The organism is Pseudomonas coronafaciens pv. oryzae str. 1_6 (assembly GCF_000156995.2).
Taxonomy (GTDB): Bacteria; Pseudomonadota; Gammaproteobacteria; order Pseudomonadales; family Pseudomonadaceae; genus Aquipseudomonas; species Aquipseudomonas tremae.
On record NZ_CP046035.1, the window covers coordinates 1,286,115 to 1,303,558 of the forward strand.

The 17,444-nt window shown below is 58.4% G+C and carries 16 protein-coding genes; 5 read left to right on the forward strand and 11 right to left on the reverse strand.

What is annotated here, in order from left to right; genetic code table 11:
- Nucleotides 1-70 precede the first annotated feature (70 nt).
- Nucleotides 71-1,162: a D-alanine--D-alanine ligase gene (gene ddlA / locus POR16_RS05735; RefSeq protein WP_005889301.1), complete on the forward strand. Its 1,092-nt coding sequence runs from the start codon at nt 71-73 to the stop codon at nt 1,160-1,162.
- The gene (locus POR16_RS05740; protein ID WP_005889303.1) at nt 1,159-1,569 is read left to right on the forward strand and encodes an NUDIX hydrolase; all 411 of its coding nucleotides are present in this window, start codon (nt 1,159-1,161) and stop codon (nt 1,567-1,569) included. The genes ddlA and POR16_RS05740 overlap by 4 nt, the downstream gene beginning before the upstream one ends.
- Nucleotides 1,570-1,606: 37 nt before the next feature.
- On the opposite strand, the gene metR is transcribed toward POR16_RS05740, so the two are convergent.
- Complete coding sequence (gene metR / locus POR16_RS05745) at nt 1,607-2,524, reverse strand: transcriptional regulator MetR (protein ID WP_005889306.1); 918 nt, start codon at nt 2,522-2,524, stop codon at nt 1,607-1,609.
- 106 nt (nt 2,525-2,630) lie between these two features.
- Between metR and POR16_RS05750 the strand changes: the two genes are divergently transcribed.
- The 3 genes from POR16_RS05750 (at nt 2,631) to POR16_RS05760 (ending at nt 5,224) form a co-directional block, all read left to right on the forward strand.
- Nucleotides 2,631-3,392: a uroporphyrinogen decarboxylase/cobalamine-independent methonine synthase family protein gene (locus tag POR16_RS05750; RefSeq protein ID WP_005889308.1), complete on the forward strand. Its 762-nt coding sequence runs from the start codon at nt 2,631-2,633 to the stop codon at nt 3,390-3,392.
- Nucleotides 3,393-3,514: 122 nt separating this feature from the next.
- The gene (locus POR16_RS05755; protein WP_080267872.1) at nt 3,515-4,507 is read left to right on the forward strand and encodes an alpha/beta fold hydrolase; all 993 of its coding nucleotides are present in this window, start codon (nt 3,515-3,517) and stop codon (nt 4,505-4,507) included.
- Between the two features lie 69 nt (nt 4,508-4,576).
- Nucleotides 4,577-5,224: a DsbA family oxidoreductase gene (locus tag POR16_RS05760; protein WP_005889312.1), complete on the forward strand. Its 648-nt coding sequence runs from the start codon at nt 4,577-4,579 to the stop codon at nt 5,222-5,224.
- A 158-nt stretch (nt 5,225-5,382) separates the two neighbouring features.
- Here POR16_RS05760 and aauR read toward each other — a convergent pair whose 3' ends face one another.
- The 10 genes from aauR to POR16_RS05810 form a co-directional block, all read right to left on the reverse strand.
- On the reverse strand, nt 5,383-6,711 hold the full coding sequence (aauR, locus tag POR16_RS05765) for a two-component response regulator AauR (protein WP_005889313.1): 1,329 nt from the start codon (nt 6,709-6,711) through the stop codon (nt 5,383-5,385).
- Between the two features lie 10 nt (nt 6,712-6,721).
- Nucleotides 6,722-8,638 (reverse strand): two-component sensor histidine kinase AauS, encoded by a 1,917-nt coding sequence (aauS, locus tag POR16_RS05770; RefSeq protein WP_005889314.1) that lies wholly within the window; start codon nt 8,636-8,638, stop codon nt 6,722-6,724.
- Nucleotides 8,639-8,699: 61 nt separating this feature from the next.
- Nucleotides 8,700-9,434, reverse strand: coding sequence for an amino acid ABC transporter ATP-binding protein (locus POR16_RS05775; protein ID WP_005889315.1), 735 nt, complete (start codon nt 9,432-9,434; stop codon nt 8,700-8,702).
- On the reverse strand, nt 9,431-10,099 hold the full coding sequence (locus POR16_RS05780) for an amino acid ABC transporter permease (protein WP_172678951.1): 669 nt from the start codon (nt 10,097-10,099) through the stop codon (nt 9,431-9,433). The genes POR16_RS05775 and POR16_RS05780 overlap by 4 nt, the downstream gene beginning before the upstream one ends.
- Nucleotides 10,096-10,842 (reverse strand): amino acid ABC transporter permease, encoded by a 747-nt coding sequence (locus POR16_RS05785; RefSeq protein WP_005889317.1) that lies wholly within the window; start codon nt 10,840-10,842, stop codon nt 10,096-10,098. Before POR16_RS05785 ends, POR16_RS05780 begins: the two co-directional genes overlap by 4 nt.
- A 118-nt stretch (nt 10,843-10,960) precedes the next feature.
- Nucleotides 10,961-11,887: a glutamate/aspartate ABC transporter substrate-binding protein gene (locus POR16_RS05790; protein WP_005889318.1), complete on the reverse strand. Its 927-nt coding sequence runs from the start codon at nt 11,885-11,887 to the stop codon at nt 10,961-10,963.
- Between the two features lie 377 nt (nt 11,888-12,264).
- Nucleotides 12,265-13,803 carry a glycerol-3-phosphate dehydrogenase gene (gene glpD, locus POR16_RS05795; protein WP_005889320.1) on the reverse strand — a complete coding sequence of 513 codons (1,539 nt, stop codon included), beginning with the start codon at nt 13,801-13,803 and terminating at the stop codon, nt 12,265-12,267.
- A 331-nt stretch (nt 13,804-14,134) separates the two neighbouring features.
- Nucleotides 14,135-14,890: a DeoR/GlpR family transcriptional regulator gene (locus tag POR16_RS05800; protein ID WP_005889322.1), complete on the reverse strand. Its 756-nt coding sequence runs from the start codon at nt 14,888-14,890 to the stop codon at nt 14,135-14,137.
- A 100-nt stretch (nt 14,891-14,990) separates the two neighbouring features.
- Nucleotides 14,991-16,496 (reverse strand): glycerol kinase GlpK, encoded by a 1,506-nt coding sequence (glpK, locus tag POR16_RS05805; RefSeq protein ID WP_005889324.1) that lies wholly within the window; start codon nt 16,494-16,496, stop codon nt 14,991-14,993.
- Between the two features lie 46 nt (nt 16,497-16,542).
- Nucleotides 16,543-17,400, reverse strand: coding sequence for an MIP/aquaporin family protein (locus POR16_RS05810; protein WP_024671656.1), 858 nt, complete (start codon nt 17,398-17,400; stop codon nt 16,543-16,545).
- Nucleotides 17,401-17,444: the final 44 nt, after the last annotated feature.

Below are 17,444 nucleotides of genomic sequence, written 5' to 3' on the forward strand. Positions count from 1 at the left end.
CTCATCATCTACTGGACTAACGGCCGACATTGCTTTTATCTTCGCGGCCTGAAAAACAGGAGTAGCCGCTTTGAAAAAGTCAGTCGCCATCGTTTTCGGTGGGCAATCCAGCGAGCATGAGGTTTCGTTGCAATCGGCACGCAACGTGATCAATGCGATTGATCGTGAGCGCTATGCGCTGACCCTGATCGGCGTCGACAAGCTGGGCCGTTGGTTGCGCTTCGAGGAAGCCGATTACCTGATCAACGCCGATGATCCCGCGCGAATCAGGCTGAGCGCATCGGGCAAGCAACTTTCTTTGCTGCCAGGCCGCACCGGCGGGCAGTTTGTCGAGGTCGAGACGGGCCAGCCGCTGCCAGCGATCGACGTAGTGTTCCCGCTGATCCACGGCGCATTCGGTGAAGACGGTGCATTGCAAGGGTTACTGCGGATGCTGGCCATTCCGTTCGTAGGCGCAGATGTTCTCTCATCGGCAGCGTGCATGGACAAAGACGTGACCAAGCGCCTGCTGCGCGACGCAGGCATCGACGTTGCACCGTTTTTGGTGCTGACCCGTGGTCAGACGATCGACTTCGCCGATGCGGCCGCACAACTGGGCTTGCCGATGTTTGTCAAACCCGCCAATCAGGGCTCTTCGGTAGGTGTCAGCAAAGTGTCTGACGAGGCGGGTTTTGCCGGCGCACTGGCGCTGGGGTTCGAGTTCGATCACAAGTTGTTGATAGAGCAGGGCATCGTTGGCCGGGAAGTGGAATGCGCAGTGCTGGGCAATTTTGAACCGCAGGTCAGCGTCTGCGGCGAAGTCATCGCCAACGACGAGTTCTACGCCTACGACACGAAATACCTGAACGGTGACCAGGCGCGCATTGCCATCCCTGCCGACATGCCTGTCGATCTGAGCGACCAGGTACGTGACGTCGCACTTCAGGCTTATAAAGTGCTGGGTTGCGCCGGGCTTTCAAGGGTCGATTTCTTCGTCACCGAGGCGCGTCAGATCATCATCAATGAGGTCAACACGCTGCCCGGTTTCACGTCGATCAGCATGTACCCCAAGCTCTGGCAGGCCAGCGGCCTTACTTACGCCGAGCTGATCCATCGGCTGATCGTGCTGGCTCTCGAGAGGGCAGAGCAGGCGCGGCTGCTCAAGACCGAGATATTCGCATGAAGGTCATCAGCATTGCGGCAGCGCTGTTGATCGGCGCGGATGGCCGGACCTTACTGGTACGCAAGCGCGGTACTCAGGCGTTCATGCAGCCGGGCGGCAAGATAGAGCCTGACGAACCGGCACCGTTGGCACTGGCCAGAGAGCTTGAAGAAGAACTCGGGCTGGTCATTGATCCACGACAGGCCGCGTTTCTGGGGGAGTTTGCGGCACCTGCTGCCAACGAGCCGGGTTTTGAGGTTCGTTGTCAGCTTTACGAGGTCAGGACGGATGCCGAAGTAAAGCCCGCCGCCGAGATCGAAGAAGCGATCTGGGTCGGCGCAGACCGCCTTCCGGATCTGCATCTGGCACCGTTGACCCGCGATTTCATCCTGCCGTTGTATCGCCAGCGGCAGGTAGACAACATCTGAAAATTCGCCGTCCTGGGCCTCGCGCAGGACGGCGCCGTCAGCGAACCGCGCTCACGCCGTCCAGGGTCGAGAACGAGGTGTCTTTGGCGGTCAGCAGAAAATCGCGCATGTACGGCGCGTCGAGCATGTCGGTGCGAATAGCCGCGTACAGCGTCGCGAACAGCCCTTTGTCTCCCAGTCGCTTGGCCTTCACATAGCCCCGTGAGCTGTATTCATGCAGCGCCCAATGGGGCATGCCGCAGACCCCGCGTCCGCTGGCGACCAGTTGCATCATCATCACTGTCAGTTCCGAGGTCCGCACTTGGGCGGGCTCGATGTCGGCGGGCTCCAGAAAACGCGTGAAGATGTCCAGTCGGTCGCGCTCCACCGGGTAGGTGATGAGCGTTTCAGTGAGCAAATCTTCGGGAACGATATACGCCTTGCTGGCCAGTGCGTGCTGATTGGCCACCGCGAGCATTGCTTCATACGTGAACAGCGGCACGTAGGTGATGCCGGGCAATTCCAACGGATCGGACGTCACTACAAGGTCCAGATCGCCTCTCGCCAGCGCGGGCAATGGCGCGAACGAGAAGCCGGAAGACAGGTCCAGCTCGACTTCCGGCCAGGCGTCACGAAACTGGTCGATGGTCGGCATCAGCCACTGAAAACAGCTGTGACACTCGATTGCCATGTGCAGGCGTCCCGCCGTACCGCCAGCCAGACGAGCAATATCGCGCTCGGCACTGCGCAGTTGCGGTAGCAGCGCGTCGGCCAGTTGCAGCAGGCGCAGACCTGCACTGGTGAAGCGCACCGGCTTGGTCTTGCGCACGAACAGCGGCATGCCCATGCGCTCTTCCAGTTCCTTGAACTGATGGGACAAGGCTGACTGCGTCAGGTGCAGGCGTTCGGCGGCTTCTACAAGGCTGTCGGCCTCACGCAAGGCGTGCAGGGTTTTGAGGTGGCGTATTTCAAGCACCGTCACGGCTCCATGAAAAGTATTTGTGATCAACGCGAAAAAAATGAGTTTGTCTCATGTTGCGTCGGCTGTCGACAATAGCGCCATCTTTTATGGAGGACGCACCATGGCCCAGACCCCACACCTTGAATGCCTGCGCATCGGCGCAGATCGTGAACTGCAGCAGGCCCTTCAGGCTTTCTGGAAAGACGATCAGGGTGGGGCGGCCATTGGTGAGGCCTCAGGTTGCGCATTGCGCACCTGGTTACGCACGCATCATCCGGAGCTGGTGCCGCAACTCAAGCATGACCTGCGCTTCCAGCCAGACTGGCAGCCACTGCTGGCAGACGCCAGCGACGCTTGTGAGCACGGTCGCAAACCTGCGTTGATAGGTCCGCTGACACTGCTCTGGTTGAGCGATATTCAGAACCGCGAGCATCAGGGCAATGACATTGATCGCCTTGAATGGCTGGAGCAGCTTCTGCCTGTTTATGGCGAGATCTTCGGGCGTCTGGCGGCACGCGGCGTCGAGTGGGTGCAGATCGACGAACCGATCCTCACCCTCGACCTGCCGCTGGCATGGACCAACGCATTCGAGCGCGCCTACCACATTCTTCAATATTCGCCGCTCAAGAAGCTGGTTGCCACGTATCACGGCGACCTGCGCTGCAACCTCGGCGTTGCGGCATTGTTGCCGGTTGCCGGCCTGCATCTGGACAGCGTCAGTGTGCCGGAGCAGCTGGCTTCGGTGTTCGACCGCCTGCCTACTTACAAAGTGTTGTCCTTGGGCGAGTGCGATCAGCATGAAGGCTGGCGTCACGAATCGTTGCTGGAAGCACGTGCCCGTTTCGGCGAAAACCTGATTGTGGCCGATCAGGAAGCTGCCTAGAGCAAAACGGTTTAACGACCGCTCGGCGCCATTCATCAAACTGTCACGCAACTGTGGCAGCGCGCCTGGAAAAACATCATCAGACTCGCGGCCTACTGGGGATCTGTTTTTTGGTGTTTTTCATGCGGGTTTTAATTTTTCTGGCCGCGCTTCTGTGCGGCTTGCCGTCTTTTGCGGCCGATCGTTGTGATGTCAATGCTCCTGTACAGTTTGCTGACCTCAAGGAAGTACGAATCGCCTACCAAAGTATTGGCAGCGAGTCCGACCCTGCCTTGCTGCTGGTCATGGGGCTGGGTGGGCAACTGATCCATTGGCCGGACGAAGTCGTCGTTGCGCTCTGCCAGCAGGGGTATCGGGTGATTCGCTATGACAACCGCGATGTCGGTCTGTCGACTTGGGTGCAGCAGCCGGCCGATGCGAATCTGACCTTCGAAGTGTTGCGCTACAAGCTCGGCTTGCCCGTTTCGGCACCTTACTCACTCACCGACATGGCCGACGATGCGTTGGGCCTTATGGACGCGATGCAGATACGCCAGTTTCACGTACTGGGTGCGAGCATGGGCGGCATGATTGCCCAGCACCTGGCCGATCTGGCGCCATCGCGGGTCGAGAGCATGACGCTGATCATGACCAGTTCCGGTGCCCAGGGCTTGCCGATGCCCAGTGCGGCATTGATGCAACTGTTGGCACGTCGCGGCGCACCGAACCGGGAAGTGGCCATCGAGCAGCAGGCTGACCTGCTGGCTGCCCTGGGCAGCCCGCAGGTCAAGGATGATCGTGAGCAGTTGCTGCATCAGGCTGCGGTTTCTTATGATCGGGCGTTCAATCCCGAAGGCGTCAAGCGTCAGATCATGGCGATTCTTGCCGAGCCCAGCCGGGTCGAGTTGCTCAACCGCCTGCGTTTGCCGGTACTGGTGGTGCATGGCACGGCCGATCCGTTGCTGCCGGTCATGCACGGTATTCATGTTGCTGCGCACATCCAGGGCAGTGAGCTACGCCTGATTCCAGGGTTGGCGCATCGTTTTCAGGAAGCCTTTAAAGCGCCATTGCTGGGCGCAGTGCTGCCGTACCTGAAAGCGCAGCATGAAGATGGCCGCAGCCTGGCCCAGTTGTGAAGCCTGCCCGGTTGTCAGGCACAGACAGAGGTGTATCGTGTGGCCTTTGCTTATTGAAAAGGGGCCATCATGACAACTGCACTGAAGATCGATTTCATTTCCGATGTTTCCTGCCCCTGGTGCGTCATCGGCCTGCGCGCACTTGATCAGGCGCTGGACGCGCTAGGTGATGAAGTGCAGGCGCAGATCCATTTTCAGCCATTCGAACTGAACCCGAACATGCCTGCCGAAGGGCAAGATATCAAAGAGCACATTGCCGAGAAGTATGGCTCTACGCCTGAGCAGATCGAAGGTATTCACGACACGATCCGTGAGCGCGGTGCCGAGCTGGGTTTTGAATTTGCCAAGGGGGAGCGGCGCATCTACAACACGTTCGATGCGCATCGTCTGCTGCACTGGGCGGAACAGGAAGGCAAGCAACACGCCTTGAAAGAGGCGCTGTTCGAAGCCTATTTCAGTGACCTGAAAGACCCCTCCAATCATAAGGCCCTGGCAGACACTGCGCAGAAGGTTGGTCTGGACCGTTTGCGGGCACAGGCCATTCTGGACAGTGATGAATATGCTGCGCAAGTCCGTGAGGCCGAACAGCTCTGGACTTCACGTGGCATCACGTCGGTGCCAACCATGGTCTTCAATGACCAGTACGCAGTTTCGGGTGGGCAGCCGGTCGACGTGTTTGTGAGCGCGATCCGGCAGATTGTCAGCGATTCGAAATAACTCGACGCCCGGCTTGGACGCAGAGCGGCGCTACCCGGCAGAGCGTCGCACGATAGTCGAGATCATCGTTCCTCACGCTCTGGTATGAGCCCCAAAGCCGGGCGTTCGGACCACTGCTTTGGTGGGCAAGCTCACACAAGGCCAGGGCCATGTGCATTTCAAAGCCCGTACTTCTTGACCTTGTCAAACAAAGTGGTCTTGGCCATGCCCAGTTCCTGACTGGCCTGGCTGAGGTTGCCCCCGCTGCGTTGCAGTGCTTCGCCGAGCAGCGATCTTTCAAAAGCTTCCACCGCTTCGGCGAACCCCAGGCTTTGATTTTCGCTTACCGTGCCGGTCTGTTTGAACGCAGGCAGACCGAGTGCGAAACGTTCTGCGACGTTGCGCAACTCCCGCACGTTACCTGGCCAGTCGTGACTCATCAGGCTTGAGCTGGTCTGACGATCCAGCGTCGGCGGCTCGCGGTCGAAACGCAATGATGACAGCTGCAGGAAGTGTTCGAACAGTTGCAGAATGTCTTCGCGGCGCTCGCGCAAAGGCGGTAATTCAAGGGTAACGACGTTGAGGCGGTAGTACAGGTCGCTGCGAAACTGATTGGTCTTGCCCAGTGCGTTCAGGTCGGACTTGGTTGCTGAAATCACCCTGCAATCTACTGCAACGCTCTGGTTTGAACCCAGACGCTCCAGAGTTCGCTCCTGAAGGACACGCAACAGCTTGATCTGCAGGTTGATCGGCATGCTCTCGACTTCATCGAGAAACAACGTGCCGTTGTGTGCGTGCTCGATCTTGCCGATGCGCCGTTTGCCTGCGCCGGTAAAGGCATTGGCTTCGTGACCGAAAATCTCGGATTCGAACAGGCTCTCCGCCAGCCCTCCACAATTGAGGGCGACAAACGGGTGGTCCTTGCGTCGACTGAAATCATGCAGACAGCGGGCGACCAGTTCCTTGCCTGTCCCGGTCTCGCCTTCGATCAGGATGTTGGCCGAGGTATCGGCAACGTTGGCAATCAATGCACGCAGGTTCTGCATCGCCGCAGAGCGTCCGATGATCCTGCCTTCCAGCGAGTCGCGTTCGGCCAGTCGCTTGCGCAATGCCCAGACTTCCCGGGCCAGCCCGCGTTGTTCCAGGGCACGGCGCGTGACGTCGACCAGACGCTCGGGCGAGAAGGGCTTCTCCATGAAGTCATATGCGCCGTCACGCATCGCATTGACGGCCATGGTGATATCGCCGTGGCCGGTAATCAGTACCACCGGCAGACTATTGTCACGGGTCTTCAGACGGCTCAACAGCTCCAGACCGTCCATGCCCGGCAAGCGAATGTCGCTGATGACGATGCCGGCGAAATTATCGCCGATACGCGTTAGCGCCTCCTCGGCGCTCGACACGCCTTCGCTGCTGATATCTTCCAGCGCCAGTGCCTGCTGGCAGCCCAGCAATACGTGCGGGTCGTCTTCGACGATCAGGACGGTCAGGTCGCTGTTGATGCTCATGGATGTTCCCTCATACAGGCTCGCCCCGGCGAGAATCGGTCGGGGTGTTCGAAATGAACGGCAGGCACAGAACAAAGGTCGTGCCGGCTTCGCCCACCGGTTCTGCGCCAAGGCTGCCTCCTGCGGCAGCGGCAAGGCTTGCCGACAGCGTTAGTCCAAGCCCCAGTCCTTGCTCGCCAGGCTTGGTGGTGAAAAACGGTTCGAACAGGTGCTTGCGTGTTTCATCGTCGATGCCGTGGCCATTATCACGCACCTGCAAACGGTAACGGCCGTCGATGATCGAGCCTTCAAGCCACAGCTCTGGCTGTGGCTGGGCGAACATGGCATCCAGTGCGTTGCCGATCAGGTTGACCAGAATCTGCTCGAGCCGGGTCTGGTCGATTGTCAGGGTGGCGTCGCTGAATTCGCGGTGCAGAACCAGGCCGGAGTGCTCCAGACGTACGCCCAGCAACTGTAAAGCTGCATCGACCGCCTTGCTCAACTGCGCCTGACCCTGATCATCGCCGCGTCGGGCGAAGGCTCGCAGGCTGGCGGTGATGCGGCCCATGCGGTCGACCAGATCGTTGATGGTTCGCAGGTTGGTGCTGGCGGTGTCCAGTGCGCCACGTTCCAGAAAACGCACCGTGTTGCCGGACAAGGTGCGCAGGGCAGCCAGAGGCTGGTTCAGCTCATGCGCGATGCTGGTCGACATCTGACCGATAGCTGCCAGCTTGCCAGCCTGTACCAGTTCATCCTGCGCCTTGCGCAATGTGTCCTCGGCCTGCCTTCGTTCACGAATCTGCGCCTTGAGGCGTTCATTGCTGGCCCGCAGGTGTTCGGTCCGCTCGGCGATCTTGCGTTCCAGCTCATTGTTTGCTGCCTGCAGCGCTTCTCTGGCAGCCAGCCGGGTCGAAATCACCTTGCGGCGCTCGTTCCAGGCAATCAGCAGGAACGTCACCAGCGCGCAGGCCACTGCGACCAGCATGCCGCGACTTGCCGCTTCACTGCGCAGGTCTTCCAGCGGCGTCAGCAGCGTCAGGTGCCAGGCGGTGTCGTTCAACGGCCGGGTCTGGGCCAGATAGCTGACCTGATTATGCTCCCGGTCGACACTGACGTTGGCCGGGAAAACAAGTTTCTCGACACTGTCAGACAGGTTCTCGCGTTCAAGCGGCACCAGCTCGTCGAGCGGCCACCAATAGTATTGCAGGCTGCGGGCCAGGCGCTCCTTGAGTTCCGGCGTGAGCGGGCGCACTGACTTCAGACGTCTGGCCGGGTCGCTGGACAGAATGATGATGCCGTTCTCGTCGCTGACGAAGGCCTCCAGGCGCGCCCGCTGCCAGCGCTCTTCGAGTGCTTCGAGGCTGACCTTGATAACTGCCACGCCGATAATCCGGCCTTTGTCTTCCAGGCCATGAGCCAGGTAGTAACCGGATTCACCGTTGGTGGTGCCGATCCCATAAAAGCGCCCTGGCAAGCCGCGCACGGCGTCCTGAAAATAGGCTCGAAAGGAGAGGTCTTCGCCTTGAAAGCTGTCGGAGTCGCGCCAGTTGCTGGTGGCGAGTACCCGGCCAGTCGTGTCCATCACATAAATGGCACGGCTGCGGCTGCGTCGGTTCAAACCTTCGAGGTAGCGATTGACCTGCTGCTGAAGCTCCGGCCCCGGTTTGTTCAGCAATTGCGACACGCTGGACTCTAGCTCCAGAACGCTGGGCAGGTAGGTGTATTTGCTGATTTCGCTTTCAACCGTGCGTGCATGCAGCTCCAGCTGGCGTTCGCCGCTTTCGCGCAGGCTCTTGATGCCATTGTGTTCGCTGACCAGGTAGGCAACGTAACCCAGACCGATCATCAACAAGAGGATCAGCGGTGGCAGAAACAGTTGGCGGATCAGGCGAGGTTTCACGGCGAGTGATGGCGGCGCTGCGCGATAAAGAGTGGGGTCGCATTTCATCACAGTCGTCCTGAACCGAACAGCTGTCCGCGAAAGTGCGGACAGCCGCGAGATGCACTGCCTAGTGCTGGAGAATCTTGGCGAGGAACTGTTGGGCGCGCCCGGAGCGTGCGTTGACATCGCCGAAGAATTCTTCCTTCGCGCAGTCCTCGACGATCTGGCCCTTGTCCATGAAAATCACCCGGTCGGCGACTTTGCGAGCGAAACCCATTTCGTGGGTCACGCACATCATGGTCATGCCTTCGTGGGCCAGTTGCACCATTACGTCGAGCACCTCGTTGACCATTTCCGGGTCCAGTGCCGAAGTGGGTTCGTCAAACAGCATGACCACCGGGTCCATCGCCAAAGCGCGGGCAATGGCAACACGCTGTTGCTGTCCGCCGGAAAGCTGGCCCGGATGCTTGTGCGCATGTTCCGACAGACCGACTCGTTCCAGCAGTTTCAAGCCTTTTTCCGTGGCCTCGGCCTTACTGCGGCCCAGTACCTTGATCTGCGCGATGGTCAGGTTTTCAACAATGCTCAGGTGCGGAAACAGTTCGAAGTGCTGAAACACCATGCCGACTCGCGAGCGCAGTTTCGGCAGGTTGGTCTTGGCATCGGAGATCGACGTGCCATCGACCACGATTTCGCCTTTCTGAAACGGTTCCAGTGCATTGACGCACTTGATCAGGGTCGATTTGCCCGAGCCGGATGGCCCGCACACCACGACCACTTCGCCCTTGCTGACCTCGGTGCTGCAATCGGTCAGCACCTGAAAGTCTCCGTACCACTTGTTGACGTTCTTGATGGAAATCATACGGCAAACCTTTTTTGCAGACGCTTTACCAGCACGGAGGCGGCAAAGCTGATCGTGAAGTACACCAGACCGGCAATGATCAGGAACTCGTTTGCGCGACCGATGATGTCGCCGCTGGAGCGCGATGCGTTGAGAAAGTCCACGAGGCCTACGGTGTACACCAGAGAGGTGTCTTGAAACAGAATGATGCTCTGCTGCAGCAACAACGGGGTCATCTTGCGAAATGCCTGGGGCAGGATGATCAGTCGCATCATCTGCGAGTAGTTCATGCCCAGTGCCTGCGCCGCGCCCATCTGGCCCTTGGAGATGGACTGCACACCGGCCCGGACGATTTCGCAGAAGTAGGCGGCTTCGAACATCATGAACGCCACGACGCATGAGGCGAATGCACCGATCGGGGTGTCTTCACCAGTGATCCAGCGCAGCACGAATGGCACCGCCAGGTAGAACCAGGTGATTACCAGCAGCAGCGGGATCGAGCGAAAGTAGTTAACGTAGGCGCCAGCCACATTGGCCAGCAGTTTGTTCGACGACAGACGCATCAGGGCCAGAGCAGTACCCAGCACCAGGCCGCCGACAACCCCCATCGCCATCAGCTTGAGGGTCATGACCATGCCGTTCCAAAGGCCGGGAATGGCCGGAACGATTCCAGTAAAGTCCATTATTTACCCCCCAGGGAGATCAGGCCGGGCACCGCGACTTTCTTCTCGATCACGCGCATCAGCAGCATCAGGCCCATGTTAAGCGTGAAATAGATGAGCGTTGCGAGGGTGAAGGCTTCGAACAGGTTCGCGGAAAACTCGGCGGTCTGTTTGGTCTGTGCGAGCAACTCCATCAGGCCGATCAGCGACGCAACCGAGGAGTTCTTGAACACGTTCAGGAATTCGGAGGTGAGCGGTGGAATGATGATGCGATAGGCTTGCGGCAACAGCACGTTCCAGTAAATCTGCGGCAGCTTGAAGCCCATTGCGCGAGCGGCCGATTCCTGGCCCTTCGGCAGCGCTTCGATGCCGGTACGTACCTGTTCGCAGACCCGCGCAGCGGTAAACAGGCCCAGGCAGACCACGACGCTCAGGAACGCCGAAGTGGTCGGGTTGAGGTCCTGCTTGTACCACTCCTGCAGGTTTTCAGGCAGCAGGTCGGGCACCAGGAAGTACCAGATGAACAGCTGCACCAGCAGGGGCACATTACGGAAGATTTCCACGTATACCGTGGCGATCCCCGACACCAGACGGCTTGGTACAGTGCGCATGACACCCAGTACCGAGCCGAGTATCAGGGCGATGATCCAGGCAACGACAGCAATGGCGACAGTCCAGCCCAGACCGGAGATGAACCAGTCCAGATAAGTCTCGCTGCCGACGCCGGTGGAATTGAAGAACACTCCCCAGTCCCAGTTGTAATTCATCAGGGTCTACCCCTCTTTTTTATATGGCTATCGAGATGCACGTGCTGGCGGAAGTCGAGCGCGCTGTACCGGTCCCGAAAGGTCTTGCCCGTTCGGGACCCGGTCCTGAACCGGCTGCTCAGGCTTTCTTGTCGTCTGCAGCTTTATCGGTCGGGTTCTGAATCAGTTCCTTGAGTTTTTCGCTCATCGGGAAATTCAGATTCAGACCTTTAGGAGGGACCGGAGACATGAACCACTTGCTGTAGATGGCATTGATGTCGCCGGATTTGAACGTCGCGACAATGGCGTCATCCACCGCTTTCTTGAACGGGGCGTCGCCCTTGCGAACCATACAGCCGTAAATCTCGTAGGATTGCGCAGTACCGGTCACTGCCCAATCGTCAGGCTTCTTGGCTTTGGCCATTTCACCAGCCAGCAGCGCGTCGTCCATCATGAAAGCGACTGCACGGCCCGACTCGAGCATCTGGAAGGATTCGCCGTGGTCCTTGGCGGAGATCACGTTCATGCCCATCTGCTTGTCGGCGTTCATCGCCTTGATAATGCGCTCGGAGGTGGTACCCGCGGTGGTAACGACGTTCTTGCCTTTCAGGTCATCGAAGTCCTTGTAGCTTGAGTCTTTTTTGGACAGAAGGCGGGTGCCTACTTCGAAGATACCCGTGGAGAAGTCAACCTGTTTCTGGCGTTCAACGTTGTTGGTGGTCGAACCGCATTCCACATCGACGGTGCCGTTCTGAACCAGCGGGATACGTGTCTGGGACGTCACCAGGTTGTACTTGACCTTGAGTGCAGGCATGTCGAGGTCTTTCTTGATGGCTTCGACGATTTTCAGCTGTATGTCATGGGAGTAGCCCATCGGCACGCCTGATGCGTCAGCGATGTAGGAGAAGGGGATAGAGGCGTCACGGTGACCAAGTGTGATGGTGCCGGATTCCTTGATCTTCTTCAGGGTACCGGTGAGCTCTTCTGCCAGAACCGGAGTGCTGATCAGGGCGGCGGCCAGTGCGGCGGAGATTGCGGCGCCCAGAACATGGGGAGCGATACGCATCGGTTGAATCCTCTATTTCATTTCTTATTGATAGGGACGCTGGGAAGGCGGCCCACTTATGACGAATGCTTCAACCGCGTCCTTTGAGACACACGCATGTGTCGAAGCTGTCGATAGAGAGAGCAGGACTCGTGCCAAACTTGGCAATTCTCCTAGAGCCATGATAGTAAAGGACTTTTTATGATGATCGTGGAGGCGCGCAAGTCGCTATGTACGGAAGTCCGAACGTGACGAGTCAGGATGTTCGGAAAACCGAATATTGCAGGAAGTTGGCAGTGAAGCAGGGATTCGATGCGAGGAGGGTGTCGAATGAGAAAGGTGTCGAGCGGGGGAGCCTGTTCATCCTGGGAAGGATGAACAGGTGAGCGCATGGTGGATCAGGCGGCTTCGATGTCAGCCTTGTTGCGCACTACGGTTTCCAGATAGCTGCGTACTCCGGCCTGCTCTTCAGGAGTGGTAAACAGACCCAGCTTGGTGCGACGCCACAGGATGTCCTCGATACTGGTAGCCCATTCTTGATCGCACAGGTAATCGACCTCACGCGTGTACAGCCCTGCGCCCAGATGCTGGCCCAGATCGTCCAGGCTCTGCGCACCTTCCAGCAGGCGCCAGCTGCGGCTGCCGTAAGTGATCGACCAGCGTTTGGCGATAGGCTCAGGCAACCAGCTGAAGCGTCGGGTCATTTCTGCCGTCAACGCTTCCGGGGTGGTCATGTCTTCACCGCCGGGCAGGGCAGACTTGGCTGTCCAGCTTGGTTTCATGTGTTTGAAAAACGGCGCCAGCTGGGTCATCGCTGATTCGGCGAGCTTGCGATAAGTGGTCAGCTTGCCACCAAATACCGACAAAATCGGCGCTTCTTCAGCTCCGCCCGACAGCGACAGCGTGTAATCGCGGGTGATAGCTGACGGATTGTCGGACTCGTCGTTGCACAGCGGGCGTACACCGGAAAAGGTGTGCAGCACATCGGTACGACTCAATTGCTTCTTGAAGTGGTCGTTGGCCACTTTGAGCACGTAGTCCATCTCGCCTTCAGTGATATCCACCTTGTTCGGATCACCCTGATATTCACGGTCAGTGGTGCCGACGATGGTGAAATGCTCCATGTACGGAATCGTGAACACGATGCGTTTGTCTTCGTTCTGCAGAATAAACGCATGCTCGCCTTCGTACAGCTTGGGCACGATCAAGTGGCTGCCTTGAATCAGGCGAATGCCATACGCCGAGTCGAGCTTGAGGTCTTCGCGAATGAATTTGGCGACCCAAGGGCCGGCAGCGTTGACCAGCGCCTTGGCGTGGATCGAAAACAGGCTGCCGTCGCTGCGCTCCAGATGCAGATGCCACATGCCTTTGATACGGCGCGCGCTGACACAACGGGTCTGAGTGTGGATGTGCGCACCGTTTTCACGGGCAGCCATCGCATTGAGCACCACCAGACGAGCATCGTCCACCCAGCAATCCGAGTATTCGAAGCCGCGAGTGATGCTTGGGTTGAGCGGGCTGTCCGCACCGAACTTGATGGTTCGCGAGGCTGGCAGTTTTTCGCGCTTGCCGAGGTTGTCATAAAGGAACATCCCCGCACGAATCATCCAGGCCGGGCGCAGATGCGGACGGTGAGGCAAGACAAAGCGCATCGGTTTGACGATGTGCGGTGCCTTGGCGAGCAGCACTTCACGTTCGGCAAGCGCCTCACGCACCAGGCGAAATTCGTAGTGTTCCAGATAGCGCAGGCCGCCGTGGATCAGCTTGCTGCTTGCCGACGATGTGTGGCTGGCCAAGTCATCTTTCTCGCAGAGAAAAACCGAAAGGCCGCGACCCGAAGCATCCGCTGCGATCCCGACACCGTTGATGCCTCCGCCAATAACGGCAATGTCGTAAACCTCTGAGAGGGGCGGGGTTGGCACGTTGGTGTGGGGCATTGGTGGCCTCCTGGACAATTCTTGAGCGCAGCTCGAAAGGCGAATCTGAACATTAATGTTCACTTTCGAAAATCATAGCTCAATAAAATGACCCTTGCCAGTCGGTATCGATTGAAAATACTGATGATGGAAGTCAAAAAGAACAAAAATGAACATTGTAGGGCTAGATGTGAAGCGGGGAAGATCGTACTTCCGCACTTCTCCGTGCACACGCCTTGGGCCGGCATGCAGTTCGGAACAGCATGCCGGCGCGGAACATCGCACGACAGCGGTGACGTTGTTCCGGACGCCTCTTGTTACTCGCGTGCTGGTCGGAAACCGGTGTTCACAATCAAACCACTTCCAGACGAATCTTGTGCTGTGTCAGCAGTTGTTGAAGCGCAGGCACCGGAGGCTGGTCGGTAACCAGGCAGTCGATCAGGGTGATCGGCCCAAGTCGTACCATTGCGTTGCGTCCGAACTTGCTGGAGTCAGCCGCCAGCAGCACTTTGCGCGCGTTGGCGATGATCGCCTGGGAAACCCGTACTTCCTGATAATCGAAGTCCAGCAGGCTGCCGTCTTCATCTATACCGCTGATGCCGACCAGCGCGAAGTCCACCTTGAACTGGCTGATGAAATCGATACTGCCCTGGCCGACCACACCGCCGTCACGACGAACATTGCCGCCTGCGATCAAGACCTCGAAATCGTCCTTGGTACTGAGAATCGACGCCACATGCAGGTTATTGGTGATGATCTTCAGGTTGTTGTGGTTGAGCAGGGCGCGGGCAATGGATTCGGTGGTGGTACCGATATTGATGAACAACGAAGCGTTGTCCGGGATCTGCGCAGCAATGGCCTCGGCGATCCGCTGTTTTTCATCGCGCATCTGATCCGCACGCATGGCGTAGGCGGTGTTTTCGATGCTTGAGTCATAAGCCGCGCCGCCGTGGTAGCGACGCAGCAGATTCATTTCCGCCAGTTGATTGATATCGCGGCGGATGGTTTGTGGGGTCACGACGAACAGCGTCGCCATTTCCTCGATGCTGACGTAACCGCGGTCGCGGACCAGTTCGAGTATCTGTTGTTGGCGGGGAGGCAGGTTCATTGTTTTTCCTTGAGCGCCCTCTACAAATGGCGCCCATCATGCCGCAGGCACGTGTGACCTGTCAGCCGGAATCCTGCTCCCCTTTACACAACAGCGTTTATCACTCTTGGTTTTCGTGCGGTTCCCAGTCACGGGTGCGCGCTACTGCTTTCTGCCAGCCAGCGTACAGCTTCTCGCGATGCGCCTCTTCGCAGGTAGGTTCGAAGACGCGTTCGATGACTGCCTTGTTGCGCAACTCGTCCAGGCTGCTCCAGAAACCGATTGCCAGACCCGCCAGGAAGGCTGCGCCCAGCGCCGTGGTTTCACGCATTTGCGGACGTTCGACGTGAGTGCCGAGAATGTCCGCCTGGAACTGCATCAGGAAGTTGTTGGCCACCGCGCCGCCGTCTACGCGTAGCGACTTGAGGCGTTCGCCAGAGTCCTGCTGCATGGCGTCGAGCACGTCGCGGGTCTGGTAGGCGATGGATTCCAGCGCCGCCCGGATGATGTGGTCGACCTTCACGCCACGTGTCAGGCCGAACAGCGCGCCACGGGCATACGGGTCCCAGTAGGGCGCGCCCAGGCCGGTGAACGCAGGCACCAGATAAACACCGTTGCTGTCCTTCACTTTGCCGGCGAAGTATTCGGTGTCCAGCGCGTCGTTGATGAGTTTCAGTTCATCGCGCAGCCACTGTACGGTAGAGCCGCCGTTGAACACCGCGCCTTCCAGCGCATAGGCCACTTCGCCACGCGGGCCGCAACCGATGGTGGTTAGCATGCCATGGGCAGACTTCACGGCTTTCTTGCCGGTGTTCATCAGCAGGAAGCAACCGGTGCCATAGGTGTTTTTCGCCTGACCCGGTTCTACGCACATCTGGCCGAACAGCGCCGCTTGCTGGTCGCCTGCAATACCGGCAATAGGAATGCCGCTCTTGCTGTGGCCATAGACCTCGGAGGAGCTTTTGACCTCGGGCAGGATCTCGCGCGGGATATCCAGTACATCAAGCATGCGCTGATCCCATTCCAGCGTATGGATGTTGAACAGCATGGTCCGCGAGGCGTTGGTGTAGTCCGTCACGTGAACCTTGCCGCCAGTGAATTTCCAGATCAGCCAGGTATCGATGGTGCCGAACATCAACTCGCCTTTTCGGGCGCGCTCGCGACTGCCTTCGACGTTGTCGAGAATCCACTTGACCTTGGAACCTGAGAAGTAAGGGTCGATCACCAGCCCGGTGGTGTCCTTGATGTACTCCTCCATGCCGTCGCGCTTGAGCTGCTGGCAGATTTCGGTGCTGCGGCGGCACTGCCAGACGATCGCGTTGTAGATCGGGCGGCCGGTTTCACGTTCCCAGATAACGGTGGTTTCACGCTGGTTGGTGATGCCGATGGCGGCGATCTGGTCGTGGTGCAGGTCTGCCTGCGCCAGCGCTTTGGTCATGCATGCAGTCTGGGTAGCAAAGATTTCCATCGGGTCATGCTCGACCCAGCCAGCCTGCGGATAGTGCTGCACGAATTCGCTTTGGGCAGTGCTCACCACGTTGGCGTCGCGGTCGAAAATGATGGCTCGCGAGCTGGTGGTGCCCTGGTCAAGAGCAATGATGTAATTCTTGTTCTGTTTGTCAGTCATGTCGATTGCCTTGCATTGTTGGGTGGGATTCAACGTTGTATGGGGTTCAGGACGAAGCCTGAACTTTGCCGCGAACCACGGGTGTTTCTTTTTCGTGTTCGGCAGAAACGGCGCTCGGCAGATGACGCGCAATCAGCGTGCGATAGCCTGCAGCACCCAGACAGGCACCCAGAATGGGCGCAAAAATCGGGACCAGGAAATAAGGAATGTCGCGACCACCGGTAAAGGCTATTTCACCCCAGCCAGCGAAAAACGTCATCAGTTTCGGACCGAAGTCGCGTGCCGGGTTCATGGCGAAGCCGGTCAGAGGGCCCATTGCGCTGCCGATCACGGCTACCAGCAGACCGATCAGCAAAGGGGCCAGCGCGCCGCGGGGCAGGCCGTTGTTGTCATCGCCCAAGGCCATGATGACACCCATGAGAATAGTGGTGATGACCACTTCGACCAGAAATGCCTGACCCACGGAAATGGCAGGGTTAGGGTAGGTCGAGAACACCGACGCAAGCTCGAGACTCTGCTGGCTGCCGCGGATGATGTTGTGGGTATGTTCGAAATCGAAAAAAAGGCTGACGTACAACAGGTACACAAGACCTGCACCGCAAAATGCACCTGCGATCTGTGCGCAGATGTAAAACGGCAATTTACGTTTTTCGAAACCTGCAAACAGACTCAGCGCGATGCTGACTGCAGGGTTGAGGTGAGCACCTGAAATACCTGCGCTGAGGTAGATGCCCATGCTGACGGCCATGCCCCAGATGATGCAGATTTCCCAAAGGCCGAAAGTGGCCCCCCCGACCTTGAGCGCTGCAACGCATCCAGTGCCGAAAAAAATCATCAGCGCTGTGCCCAGAAATTCAGCTACACATTGCCCGGAGAGCGTTGGTTGTTTTAGTGCGATGGTCATGGATACCTCATTTTTTGTTTTTGTCTCGGCACCCTGAGACAGGC

Excerpts from the sequence above, each read along its gene's own strand:
- POR16_RS05740 (WP_005889303.1), top strand. The coding sequence starts at position 1,159 with ATGAAGGTCATCAGCATTGCGGCAGCGCTGTTGATCGGCGCGGATGGC.
- POR16_RS05755 (WP_080267872.1), top strand. The coding sequence starts at position 3,515 with ATGCGGGTTTTAATTTTTCTGGCCGCGCTTCTGTGCGGCTTGCCGTCT.
- POR16_RS05785 (WP_005889317.1), bottom strand. The coding sequence starts at position 10,842 with ATGAATTACAACTGGGACTGGGGAGTGTTCTTCAATTCCACCGGCGTC.
- POR16_RS05750 (WP_005889308.1), top strand. The coding sequence starts at position 2,631 with ATGGCCCAGACCCCACACCTTGAATGCCTGCGCATCGGCGCAGATCGT.
- aauS (WP_005889314.1), bottom strand. The coding sequence starts at position 8,638 with ATGAAATGCGACCCCACTCTTTATCGCGCAGCGCCGCCATCACTCGCC.
- POR16_RS05810 (WP_024671656.1), bottom strand. The coding sequence starts at position 17,400 with ATGACCATCGCACTAAAACAACCAACGCTCTCCGGGCAATGTGTAGCT.
- POR16_RS05775 (WP_005889315.1), bottom strand. The coding sequence starts at position 9,434 with ATGATTTCCATCAAGAACGTCAACAAGTGGTACGGAGACTTTCAGGTG.
- glpK (WP_005889324.1), bottom strand. The coding sequence starts at position 16,496 with ATGACTGACAAACAGAACAAGAATTACATCATTGCTCTTGACCAGGGC.
- POR16_RS05760 (WP_005889312.1), top strand. The coding sequence starts at position 4,577 with ATGACAACTGCACTGAAGATCGATTTCATTTCCGATGTTTCCTGCCCC.
- aauR (WP_005889313.1), bottom strand. The coding sequence starts at position 6,711 with ATGAGCATCAACAGCGACCTGACCGTCCTGATCGTCGAAGACGACCCG.
- POR16_RS05790 (WP_005889318.1), bottom strand. The coding sequence starts at position 11,887 with ATGCGTATCGCTCCCCATGTTCTGGGCGCCGCAATCTCCGCCGCACTG.
- POR16_RS05800 (WP_005889322.1), bottom strand. The coding sequence starts at position 14,890 with ATGAACCTGCCTCCCCGCCAACAACAGATACTCGAACTGGTCCGCGAC.
- glpD (WP_005889320.1), bottom strand. The coding sequence starts at position 13,803 with ATGCCCCACACCAACGTGCCAACCCCGCCCCTCTCAGAGGTTTACGAC.